12 protein-coding genes are annotated in these 11,456 nt (G+C 72.6%); 7 read left to right on the forward strand and 5 right to left on the reverse strand.

From position 1 onward, the window contains the following. The first annotated feature begins 2 nt into the window (after positions 1–2). On the forward strand, positions 3–1,160 hold the full coding sequence (locus ACZ6I3_RS03465; RefSeq protein WP_469411258.1) for an acetyl-CoA C-acetyltransferase: 1,158 nt from the start codon (positions 3–5) through the stop codon (positions 1,158–1,160). Here ACZ6I3_RS03465 and ACZ6I3_RS03470 read toward each other — a convergent pair. The 4 genes from ACZ6I3_RS03470 to ACZ6I3_RS03485 are packed head-to-tail and all read right to left on the reverse strand — an operon-like array spanning position 1,144 to position 4,495. Further along, positions 1,144–2,196, reverse strand: coding sequence for an NAD(P)H-dependent flavin oxidoreductase (locus tag ACZ6I3_RS03470; RefSeq protein WP_469411261.1), 1,053 nt, complete (start codon positions 2,194–2,196; stop codon positions 1,144–1,146). The genes ACZ6I3_RS03465 and ACZ6I3_RS03470 overlap by 17 nt on opposite strands. Further along, positions 2,193–2,912: a CoA-transferase subunit beta gene (locus ACZ6I3_RS03475; protein ID WP_469411263.1), complete on the reverse strand. Its 720-nt coding sequence runs from the start codon at positions 2,910–2,912 to the stop codon at positions 2,193–2,195. Before ACZ6I3_RS03475 ends, ACZ6I3_RS03470 begins: the two co-directional genes overlap by 4 nt. Beyond that, positions 2,909–3,745, reverse strand: coding sequence for a CoA transferase subunit A (locus ACZ6I3_RS03480; protein WP_469411265.1), 837 nt, complete (start codon positions 3,743–3,745; stop codon positions 2,909–2,911). Before ACZ6I3_RS03480 ends, ACZ6I3_RS03475 begins: the two co-directional genes overlap by 4 nt. Then, positions 3,746–4,495, reverse strand: a complete 750-nt coding sequence (locus ACZ6I3_RS03485; RefSeq protein ID WP_469411267.1) for an enoyl-CoA hydratase family protein — start codon at positions 4,493–4,495, stop codon at positions 3,746–3,748. Between the two features lie 55 nt (positions 4,496–4,550). On the opposite strand from ACZ6I3_RS03485, the gene ACZ6I3_RS03490 reads away from it, so the two are divergent. Beyond that, positions 4,551–5,291, forward strand: a complete 741-nt coding sequence (locus tag ACZ6I3_RS03490; protein ID WP_469411269.1) for an SDR family oxidoreductase — start codon at positions 4,551–4,553, stop codon at positions 5,289–5,291. A 1-nt stretch (position 5,292) separates the two neighbouring features. Further along, positions 5,293–6,216 (forward strand): SDR family oxidoreductase, encoded by a 924-nt coding sequence (locus tag ACZ6I3_RS03495; RefSeq protein ID WP_469411271.1) that lies wholly within the window; start codon positions 5,293–5,295, stop codon positions 6,214–6,216. 62 nt (positions 6,217–6,278) lie between these two features. Here the strand turns inward: ACZ6I3_RS03495 and ACZ6I3_RS03500 are convergent, their stop codons facing one another. After that, positions 6,279–7,166 (reverse strand): hypothetical protein, encoded by an 888-nt coding sequence (locus tag ACZ6I3_RS03500; RefSeq protein ID WP_469411273.1) that lies wholly within the window; start codon positions 7,164–7,166, stop codon positions 6,279–6,281. A gap of 122 nt (positions 7,167–7,288) precedes the next feature. On the opposite strand from ACZ6I3_RS03500, the gene ACZ6I3_RS03505 reads away from it, so the two are divergent. The 4 genes from ACZ6I3_RS03505 to pepN all read left to right on the forward strand — a co-directional run bounded on the left by ACZ6I3_RS03505 (position 7,289) and on the right by pepN (position 11,390). Further along, positions 7,289–7,741 carry a GNAT family N-acetyltransferase gene (locus ACZ6I3_RS03505; protein WP_469411275.1) on the forward strand — a complete coding sequence of 151 codons (453 nt, stop codon included), beginning with the start codon at positions 7,289–7,291 and terminating at the stop codon, positions 7,739–7,741. A 45-nt stretch (positions 7,742–7,786) separates the two neighbouring features. Then, a complete protein-coding gene (locus tag ACZ6I3_RS03510) occupies positions 7,787–8,137 on the forward strand; it encodes a chorismate mutase (RefSeq protein ID WP_469411277.1) in 351 nt (116 codons plus the stop codon). 141 nt (positions 8,138–8,278) lie between these two features. Continuing rightward, positions 8,279–8,830, forward strand: a complete 552-nt coding sequence (locus tag ACZ6I3_RS03515; protein ID WP_469411279.1) for a response regulator — start codon at positions 8,279–8,281, stop codon at positions 8,828–8,830. A gap of 67 nt (positions 8,831–8,897) precedes the next feature. After that, positions 8,898–11,390 carry an aminopeptidase N gene (gene pepN / locus ACZ6I3_RS03520; protein ID WP_469411280.1) on the forward strand — a complete coding sequence of 831 codons (2,493 nt, stop codon included), beginning with the start codon at positions 8,898–8,900 and terminating at the stop codon, positions 11,388–11,390. Positions 11,391–11,456 lie beyond the last annotated feature (66 nt).

Here is an 11,456-nt window from a genome sequence, read left to right on the forward strand (position 1 = left end):
TCATGGCCGAGGCCTACATCGTCGAAGCGGTGCGGACGCCCGTCGGGCGGCGCGGGGGAGGACTGAGCGCGGTCCATCCGGCCGACCTCGGCGCGCACGCGCTGGGGGAGCTGATGCGCCGCTCGGGCGTCGACCCGGCCGCCGTGGAGGACGTCGTCCTCGGCTGTCTGGACGCCGTGGGGCCGCAGGCCGGGGACATCGCGCGGACCTGCTGGCTGGCGGCCGGGCTGCCCGAGGAGGTGCCGGGCGTGACCGTCGACCGGCAGTGCGGCTCCTCGCAGCAGGCCGTGCACTTCGCGGCACAGGCCGTGCTCTCCGGCACGCAGGACCTGGTGGTCGCCGGCGGTGTGCAGAACATGTCGATGATCCCCATCGCCTTCGCCACCCGGCAGGCCGCCGAACCCCTGGGGCTGACCCAGGGGCCGTTCGCCGGCAGCGCCGGCTGGCGGGCACGGTACGGGGACAAGCCCGTGAACCAGTTCGTGGGCGCCGAGACGATCGCCGCGAAGTGGGGGATCAGCCGGCGGGACCAGGAGGAGTTCGCCCTGCGCTCCCATCGGCGGGCGGCCCGGGCGATCGACGAGGGCCGCTTCGACCGCGAGACCGTGCCGTACGGGGAGGTCACGGCCGACGAGGGCCCGCGCCGGGACACCTCCCTGGAGAAGATGGCCGGGCTCAAGCCGGTCCTCGACGGCGGCACGATCACCGCCGCCTGCTCCTCGCAGGTCTCCGACGGGGCGGCGGCGATGCTGCTGGCCTCCGAGCGGGCGGTGCGCGACCACGGCCTCACCCCACGCGCGCGCGTGCACCATCTCTCGGTACGCGGCGAGGACCCGATCCGGATGCTCACCGCTCCGATCCCGGCCACCGCCCACGCCCTGAAGAAGACCGGCATGGCCATCGACGACATCGACCTCGTCGAGATCAACGAGGCCTTCGCCCCGGTCGTCCTGGCCTGGCTGAAGGAGACCGGCGCGGACCCGGACAAGGTCAACGTCAACGGCGGTGCCATCGCCCTGGGCCATCCGCTGGGCGCCACGGGCGTGAAACTGATGACCACCCTGCTGCACGAACTGGAGCGCACCGGCGGCCGGTTCGGCCTGCAGACCATGTGCGAGGGCGGTGGACAGGCCAATGTGACGATCATCGAGAGGCTGTGAGCCGCGTCAGCGTCTCGTCCGCCTCCTTCATGATCCGCTCCACCAGTTCCGCGCACGACGGCAGGTCGTCGATCACTCCGGCGACCTGCCCGGACGCCATCACTCCCAGGTCCGTGCGGCCGTCCACCATCGCGGACCTCAGCAGCATCGGCGTGTTCGCGGCGAGCAGCACCTGACTCCACGACAGGTCCTTGCCGTGCCTCATGGCGAGGCCGTCCCTCAGCATCCCGCGCCAGGTCGTGCCCGACAGCCGGCGGAATCCGGACGCGTGGCGCAGCGCCCGCAGCAACGCGCGTGCCCGCCCTGCCCGCTCCAGGGCACCGACGAACTCCGTCCGCAGCATGCGGTGCGGCAGCCCGTCGACGGCTCTCGTCACCGTCACATCCCGCACCGTCGCGGCCAGATACCGCGCCTTCACCGCGTCCGGCACGGTCGAGTCCGAGGTGAGCAGGAACCGCGTGCCCATCGCCACCCCCGCCGCCCCGTAGGCCAGCGCCGCGACCAGCCCGCGCCCGTCGACGAACCCGCCCGCCGCCACGACCGGTATGTCCACGGCGTCCACCACCTGCGGCAGCAGCACCGTCGTCGCCACCTCGCCCGTGTGCCCGCCACCCTCCGTGCCCTGGACGAGCACCGCGTCCGCGCCCCACGCCGCGACCTTCTCGGCGTGCCGCCGCGCCCCCACGGTCGGCATGACGACGACGCCGGCCTCCTTGAGCTCGCCGATCAGCTCCCGGGACGGGGCCAGGGCGAAGGAGGCGACCTGGACGCCCTCCTCGACCAGGATCCGGACGCGGTCGCCCGCGTCCGCCGCGTCGGCGCGCAGGTTCACCCCGAACGGCGCGTCGGTGCGGGCCCGGACCTCCCGTACGGCCGCGCGCAGCTGGTCGGGCGACATCGTCGCGGAGGCCAGGATGCCGAGGGCGCCCGCGTTCGCCGTGGCGCTGACCAGGCGCGGTCCCGCCACCCAGCCCATCCCGGTCTGCACGATGGGATGGCGGACACCGGTCAGCCGGGCCAGCGCCGTCTCCCTCACGAGGCGACCTCCCGGGCACGGGTGCCGGCCGGGTCGACGACCTCGCGGATCAGCCGCAGCTCCTCGGCGGTCGGTTCACGGGTCGCCGGCACCTCGTCCGGGACGGTCAGCTCGAAGCCCGTCGCCTCCCTGACCTGCTCCACCGTGACACCCGGATGCAGCGACGCCAGCCGCATCGAGCGGTCGGGGGTGGCGAAGTCGAAGACGCCCAGGTCGGAGACGACCCGTGGGATGCGGTGGTGCCGCGCCCCGGCCGCGTGGTCGTACCCGACGCCGCAGACCATGTCGACCCGCTCGACGAAGACCCGCCGGGAGTGCCTCGGGATCCAGTAACTGGTCGGATTGTTGAGCGTGTTGACCGGCGCCCCACGCACCCCGAGCAGCTGCCGCTTCGGCCGCTCCCAGTCGCCGATGCAGGAGATGTTCTGGTTGCCGAACCGGTCGATCTGGCTCGCGCCCATCATCACGTGCCGCCGGCCGCCGGTGACCCAGGCCAGATGCTGCCGGTACGGCAGCCAGCCCTCCGTCGTCCCGTCCGGGCGGACGAGCAGTGCCTCGCCGTCGGTCAGCAGCAGGTCCGGCGCGAAGGTGAGCCGGGCGAGCCGGGCGCCGACCGAGGGGATCAGTCCCATGGGACTGGCGAGCACCTCGCCGTCGTCCCGCCAGGTCTCGGCGCAGGCGATCACGCAGTACTCGGCGCGGGTGGGTCCGGTCATGTCCCCTCCCGCACGGCCGACTGGTACGCCTGCTCGTCCCCGGCGAGGAACCGGGCCGCGAACTCCGGCCAGGCAGTGGTCGCGTAGGTCTTCTGGAAGGCCTCGTCCCGGCCGTAGTCGGGCGCGCAGGAGGTGAAGTGCGCGCCGTGCGGGGCCTCGACGACCCCGGTGACCGTGTGCCGCTTGACCAGCAGGGTCTGAGGCGGACCCGCCTTCGTCAGCTCGGCCGTGTCGACGATCCGTTCGCAGCTGACGTACGCGGTGTCGGCCGCCTCGCAGAACAGGTCGTCGAAGTAGGGGTCGGGGCCCAGGTACTGGCCGTTGCCCGACCGGTCCGCGCGGTTGACGTGCACCAGGGCCGCGTCGAGCCGCAGGGCGGGCATCGCGACGAACGTCTCCCCGTCCTCGTACGGCGAAGTGACCGTCCGCAACCCCGGGTTGACCCGCATCACGTCCGAACCGAGCCCGGCCCGCACCGGCAGGAACGGCAGCCTGTTCGCCGCCGCGCGCAGCCCCCACATGAACATCGCCTCGTCGACCTCCGTCAGTTCGAAGGCCCCCCGCTCGCGGGCCGCGCGGTAGTGCGGCTCCAGAGGGATCGAGTCGAGGGTGACGAAGGCCGTGACCAGCTTCCGGACGCGCCCGGCGGCGGCCAGCAGGCCCACGTCCGGGCCGCCGTACGAGACGACGGTGAGATCGGTGATCTCCGACCGCAGCAGTGCTCTGACCAGGGCCATCGGCTTGCGGCGCGAGCCCCAGCCGCCGATGCCGAGGGTCATGCCGCTGTGCAGCCGGGAGACGACCTCGTCGGCGGTCATCGTCTTGTCGCTCACCTACGCACCCTCCTTCTCCTTCCCGAAGCCGGCCCGCACCCGGTCGGCCACCCCGCTGAGGTTCGCCTCGAAGGTGAAGCCCTGCTCGAAGCGGTAGCTGCGGCGCACGTCGACCGGATCGATGCCGTTGATGGCCGCCTTGGCCAGGCGCAGCAGCTGCCCGTCCTTCGCGGCGATCTCGCGCGCCAACTCCAGCGCCGAGGCCGTCAGTTCCTCGCGCGGTACGACCCGCCACACCGAGCCGTGCGCGTGCAGCTCTGCCGCGCTCGCCGTGCGCGAGGTGTAGTACAGCGCGCGCATCAGGTGCTGCGGGACCAGCCGGGCCAGATGCGTGGCCGCGCCCAGGGCCCCCCGGTCCAGCTCGGGCAGCCCGAACACCGCGTCCTCGCTCGCCACGATCGCGTCCGCGTTCCCCACCAGGCCGATACCGCCGCCCAGGCAGAAGCCCTGCACCGCCGCCACGACCGGCACCGCGCAGTCGTACACCGCCGCGAAGGCCTCCGCGCAGGCGCGGTTGGCGCCGATCAGCGCGCTGTTCCCGTCCCGCTGGATCTCCTTGATGTCCACGCCCGCGTTGAACCCGCGCCCCTCGGCGGCCAGCACCACGCACCGCACCTCAGGGTCGCGTCCGGCCGCCCGCACCGCGTCGGCCAGCGCGAACCAGCCGGCCACCGGCAGGGCGTTCACCGGCGGGAAGTCGACCGTGACAACCGCTATGCCTTTTTCCACGCACGAGGTGGAGACACCCATGGCCGCATCAGCTACCTTTCCACCAAACGTTTGTTAGGTGGAAAGGTAGCAGCGCATGGAGCTGGACGGGAAGGTCGCCGTCGTCACGGGCGGCACCCGGGGCGTCGGCGCCGGCATCGCGCGTGCCTTCGTGCGGGCCGGTGCGAAGGTCGTGGTCTGCGCCCGCCGGGCCCCGGAAGTGCCGCGGCACGGGACCGAGTTCGTGCCGCTGGACGTCCGTGACCCCGAGGCGGTCCGCCGCGTCCTCGCCGAGCTGCCCCGGATGGACGTCCTGGTCAACAACGCGGGCGGCGCACCGCACCGGCTGCTCACCGCGGCCGACGCCGAGCGGCACGCGCGCGTGGTGGAGCTCAACCTGGTGGCTCCCCTGACCGTGTCCCTCGCCGCGCACGACCACCTGCGGCGCACCAAGGGCTCGATCGTCATGATCGGCAGTGTCAGCGGGGGCCGCCCCACGCCCGGCACCGCCGCCTACGGTGCCGCCAAGGCCGGCCTGGAGAGCCTCGCCCGCTCGATGGCCGTGGAGTGGGCGCCCGACATCCGGGTCAACACCCTCGTCGTGGGCATGGTCCGCACCGAGCTGTCCCACCTCCACTACGGCGACCGGGACGGCGTCTCCGCCGTCTCCCGCACCGTCCCGCTCGGCCGTCTCGCCGAGCCGTCCGACGTCGGCGCGGCCGCGGTGTTCCTCGCCTCCGACGCGGCCGCCTACATCAGCGGGGCGAGCCTGCTCGTCCACGGGGGCGGGGAGCGCCCCGCCTTCCTGGACGCCGCGACCGCGAACAAGGAGCTGTGAGATGAGCGCACTCTGCGACGGCCGGGTCGTCGTCGTCACCGGCGCCGGGCGGGGACTCGGCCGCGCGCACGCCCTCGCGTTCGCCGCCGAGGGCGCCCGGCTCGTCGTCAACGACCTCGGCGTCGGCCTCGACGGCACACCCGGGGGCGACGGCACACCCGGCCCCGGCAGCCCGGCGGCCCTGGTCGCCCAGGAGATCCGCGCGGCGGGCGGCGAGGCGGTGCCGCACGGCGGCGACATCGCCACGACCGAGGGCGCCGCCTCGCTGATCCGGACCGCCCTGGAGACCTACGGCCGAATCGACACGCTCGTCAACAACGCGGGCTTCCTGCGCGACCGCATGCTGGTCAACCTCGACGAGGACGACTTCGACGCCGTCGTACGCGTCCACCTCAAGGGCCACTTCCTGCCCCTGCGGCACGCCGCCGCGCACTGGCGGGCCGAGGCCAAGGCGGGCCGCCGGACCGAGGCCCGGATCGTCAACACCAGCAGCGGCGCCGGGCTGCTGGGCTCCGTCGGGCAGGGCAACTACAGCGCCGCGAAGGCCGGGATCGTCGCCCTGACGCTGGTCGCGGCGGCCGAACTGCACCGCTACGGCGTCCAGGTGAACGCGATCGCCCCCGCCGCGCGGACCCGTATGACGGAGCGCACCTTCGCCGACACCATGGCGGCACCCGACGCGGGCTTCGACACGATGGCCCCGGAGAACGTCTCACCGCTGGTCGTCTGGCTGGGCTCGGCGGCGAGCGCGGGGGTGACGGGCCGGGTCTTCGAGGCGGAGGGGGGCCGGATCACGGTGATGGAGGGGTGGCGGCCGGGACCGAGCGCGGACAAGGGCGGGCGGTGGAGCCCGGCGGCGGCGGGGGAGACGGCACGGAAGCTGCTGGCGGAGGCAGGAGAGCCCGGGACCGTCTACGGGGCGTAGGGGACACAAGGCCGGGGCCCGGGGGCGGAACCCCCAGCGCACACCCGCGCACCCGCCCACCCCTACGTGTCGCACTCCAGCACACTCCCGCACAACGCACACCGCGCCCGAACCCGCCCCCGCACCGGCACCCGAATCCGCTGATGACAGGTAGGACACGGAAACGACACCCGCAACCGCCCACCCCCGTCGGGAGAGAACCGGTACCGCACACCCGGCTGCGGCGGACCCGCCGGCGCGTGCCGCCGGTCCCGGGCATACCGCCGCCGCCCCGCCCACCCCGCCGCGGTCAACGGCGGCTGCCGCTCATCGCGCCGGGCCAGCTCCATCCCCTTCGCATACGCCGTGTACGCCTGAGCGCTGGTGAACCACACCGACGGGTCCTCCCCGAAGACCAGCGCCCGCTTGGCCAGCACGTACCCGAACTCCTCCGGCGTCAGATAGCCCAGCTTCTGCGACGACGCCCCGTCCTCCCGGAACGCGTCCAGCAGCAGCCAGCCCGCCCCCAGATACGTCGTCGCCGTGTCCGTCAGAATCTCGTTGTCCCGGACGCCCGGGAAGGACAGGTCGAGTCGGTGCAGGTACACATGCATCACCTCGTGGGCGAGGGCCGCCCCGATGTCCCGCCGATGCGTACGGAACCGGTCGTTCAGCTCCACGAAGTACTCCGGCCCGGCCGCGAGCTCGACATTCGCCGCGTGCCGCATCTCCCGGAAGCTCACGATCAGCCGGGCGTCCGGAAGCCGGTAGTGCCGCACCAGCTCGTGCGCCACCCGCTGCGCCCCCAGATGCAGGTCGTCGGTGTCGCAGAACGCCACATCGGCGGGGACCACACTCGTCGCGAACGTCTGGACGGTGTCGTACGACAGCCGCCTGTACAACGCCGTGATGGCGGCCCGCACCGTCTCCAGATGCGGGTAGCCGTGCTCGACCGGCCCGTCGTTCGCCACGCCTCACCCCCAAGACGCCCCTGAACCCGGTTCCACTGTACGAAAGTGTGACGGCCACGGGACCGCGCCGCTCCGCCAAAAACCGGTCGTCCCGCCCGGGCCCCGCTGGCACAATCCGGGCCGTGACCAGCGAACAGCACACCGTCGCCACCGGTCTCCGGGTGGGCGGCCACGACGACGACCTCGAAACGCGGCTCGACGAGGAACTGACCGCCTTCAACACCGCCGCCGCCGACGGCGCCGTCACCGAGCCCCTCTCCGTCCGCGCCACCGACGACACCGGCGAGCTGATCGGCGGACTGACCGCCTGGACCTGGGGCAGCCTGTGCTCCGTGGACATGCTCTGGGTACGGGAGGACCAGCGGCACGGCGGCTGGGGCGGCCGGCTGATGCGCGCGGCGGAGGCCGAGGCGGCCCGGCGCGGCTGCACCGACATGATCGTCTCCACGTACAGCTTCCAGGCGCCCGGCTTCTACCCGCGGCTCGGCTACCGGGAACGGGCCCGCATCCAAGGCGTGCCCGGCGGACACGAGGACGTCTACTTCCACAAGCGGCTCGGCCCGGCCGAGGAGTGAGACGACGTACGGCCGCCCGGCGTGATCCCCGTAGGCTGACGCCCCATGACCACCAGCAACACCGGTACCGGTGACGTCGACGCCGCCGTCCGCGAGGAGCTCGGCCGGCTGCGCGACAGCATCGACAACATCGACGCGGCCGTCGTCCACATGCTCGCCGAGCGCTTCAAGTGCACCCAGCAGGTCGGCCACCTCAAGGCCAGGCACCAGCTGCCGCCCGCCGACCCGGCCCGCGAGTCCCGCCAGATCGACCGGCTGCGCACACTCGCCGAGAACGCCAAACTGGACCCGGCCTTCGCCGAGAAGTTCCTGAACTTCATCGTCGCCGAGGTCATCCGCCACCACGAGCGCATCGCCGACGAGACCCTCAACGGCTCCACGCCCGGCGGCAACTGACCCCCGGCAACCGCTCCCAGGGGAGTGACACGGCCCTCCGCGCGGGGCATGCTGCGCTGTGCACAGCATGTCAGCTGACGAGCACTGCGCGTCAGTGTCCCGGACTTACTCTGGTCCTCCACGAGGGAGGGGCGTCGGGCCATGCCGTCGGATACCAGGATCCTCATCGTCGACGACCACGAGGACACGCTGTACGCACTGGAGAGCGCCCTCGCCCCGCTGGGCTATCTGCTCGGCCGGGCCACCAGCGGCGACGAGGCGCTCAAGCAGGTGCTCCGCGGCCAGGTCGGCCTGCTGCTCCTCGACGTGCGCATGCCCGGCGTCAGCGGCCTGGAAGTGGTGCGCTACATGCGGCGCGTCGAACAGACCCAGCACATCCCCGTGATCCTGCTCACCGGCTTCGGCGCCGACCACGAACTCACCACCGCCGCCTTCCGGCTGGGCGTCGCCGACCTCGTCATGAAGCCCGTCGACCCCTGGGCCCTGCGCACCAAGGTCCGCTACCTCTACGACGCCCAGCAGCGGCACCTCGCCCTGGAGCGGGAAGTGCGCCGGCTGCGCGCCCTCGTACGGGAGCACTCCGAGGCCGCCGCACACCCCGCGCGCCCCGCGCTGCCGCATCCCGACGCGCGCGTACCGACCCAGCGACCCATGGGGGCGCACGCCGGGGAACTGGAAAAAGACCGCACCTAGACCGGACATTGGGCACGTACCGATCCGCCTCTGTGCCTTGCCAGTGCGATCAGGCAGCATGTCAAGCATGTCCGTACTGACGCGCGACGAAGCGCAGACCCGAGCAGAGCTTCTCGACGTGCACCGCTACACGATCGAGCTCGACCTGACCACCGGCGACGAGACCTTCGACTCCCGCACCCTGATCAGGTTCAGCGCCCGCACCGACGGAGACACCTTCGTCGAGGTCAGGCCGGACGAGCTGCGCTCCGTCACCCTCGACGGACACCCCCTGGACCCGGAAGCCCTGGACGGCAACCGGCTCCCCCTGAAGAACCTCACCGCCGGCGAGCACGAACTGCGCGTGCACGCGCTCATGCGCTACTCCCGCACCGGCGAGGGCATGCACCGCTTCACCGACCCCACCGACGGCGAGACCTACGTCTACACCCAGCTGTTCCTCGACGACGTCCAGCGCGTCTTCGCCGCCTTCGACCAGCCCGACCTCAAGGCCGTCTTCGAGCTGTCCGTCCAGGCCCCCGAGGGCTGGACCGTCCTCGCCAACGGCATCACCGAACAGACCGGCGGCGTATGGAAGGCGGCACCCACACCGCTGATCTCCACCTACCTCGTCGCCGTCGCCGCCGGCCCCTGGCACTCCGTACGCACCGAGCACAGCGGGCTGCCCTTCGGCCTGCACTGCCGCCGCTCCCTCGCCCCCTACCTGGACGCCGACGCCGACGAACTCCTCGACATCACGCGCGCGTGCTACGACCGCTACCACGAGAAGTTCGACGAGCCCTACCCCTTCGACTCCTACGACCAGGCCTTCGTCCCCGAGTTCAACGCGGGCGCCATGGAGAACCCCGGCCTCGTCACCTTCCGCGACGAGTTCGTCTACCGCTCCGCCGTCACCGACACCGAGCGGCAGACCCGCGCCATCGTCATCGCGCACGAGATGGCCCACATGTGGTTCGGTGACCTCGTCACCCTCAAGTGGTGGGACGACATCTGGCTGAACGAGTCCTTCGCCGAGTACATGGGCTACCAGATCCTCACCGAGGCCACCCGCTTCTCCGACACCTGGACCGACTTCGGCGTCACCCGCAAGTCCTGGGGCTACGACGCCGACCAGCGCCCCTCCACCCACCCCGTGGCCCCCGAGGCCGTCGACGACACCGCCTCCGCACTGCTCAACTTCGACGGCATCTCCTACGCCAAGGGCGCGAGCGTGCTGCGGCAACTCGTCGCCTGGCTCGGCGAGAAGGACTTCCTCGCCGGCATCAACACCCACTTCGCCCGGCACAAGTTCGCCAGCGCCACCCTCGCCGACTTCATCGACTCCCTCGCCGGCGCCACCGAACGCGACGTCCACGCCTGGGCCGACGCCTGGCTGCGCACCACCGGCGTCGACACCCTCACCCCCCAGGTCGCCCCCGGCGAGAACGGCACCTGCGCCCTCACCGTCGACCACGCCGGCAGCCGCCCCCACCACATCGCCGTCGGCCTGTACGACCGGGACCTCGGCGACGACGGCGGGCACCTCGTCCTGCGCGAACGCCTCCACCTGGACCTGCCGCGGGGCGACGCCCACCCCATCGGCAAGCGCCCGGCCCTGCTCCTCCTCAACGACGGCGACCTGACCTACGCCAAGGTCCGCTTCGACCCGGAGTCCTTCGAGACCATCCGCAAGGAGCTGTCCGGCCTGCCCGAACCACTCACCCGCGCGGTCGTCTGGAACGCCCTGGGCGACGCCGTCCGCGACGGCGAACTGGCGCCCGCCGCCTACCTGGAGACCGCCCGGGCCCACCTCCCCCTCGAGACGGACCTCGCCGTCGTCCAGGGCGTGCTCGCCTTCGCGTCCACGTACATCACCGACCACTACCTCACCCCCGAGGAGCGGCCCGCCGCGCTCGCCACCCTCTCCGACCTGTGCCGCGACCTCATCCGCCGCACCGAGGACGGCGACAACCCCGGCCTGCGCCTGATCGCCGTACGCCACCGCATCGACGTCGCGGCCCACCCCGACACCATCGCCGCCTGGCTCGCCGACGGCACCGTCCCCGGCGGCCCGGAGCTCGACCCCGAGCTGCGCTGGCGCCTCCTCGCCAGGCTCGCCGTCCTCGGCGCCACCGACGAGGCCGCCATCGCCGCCGAACTCGAACGCGACCCCAGCGCCACCGGCCAGGAGGGCGCCGCCCACTGCCGGGCCGCGCTGCCCGACCCGGAGGCCAAGGCCCGCGCCTGGCAGGCGATGTTCGGCTCCGACGACCTGTCCAACTACCTCTTCACCGCCACCGCCGCGGGCTTCTGGCAGCCCGAACAGGCCGATCTGGTACGCGATTACGTACCGCGCTACTACACCGACGCGGTGGCCGTCGCCGAACGCCGCGGCCCCGCCATCGCCACCGCCGTCGGCCGCTCGGCCTTCCCCGCCCACGCGGTCGACGCGGAAAACCTCCGCCTGGGCGAGGAGTGCCTGCGCGACGCCGAACGGATCCCGGCGCTGCACCGCAAGCTCGTCGACCAACTGGACGACCTGGCAAGGGCGTTGCGCGTGCGGCAGGTCCCGCGGGCGTAGCGCCGGCGGCGCCGGCCGAGCGCCGCCGCCAGGACTGAGACGACCGGACCCCAACAGGTTTTCCCC

The organism is Streptomyces sp. NPDC041940, from assembly GCF_055589465.1.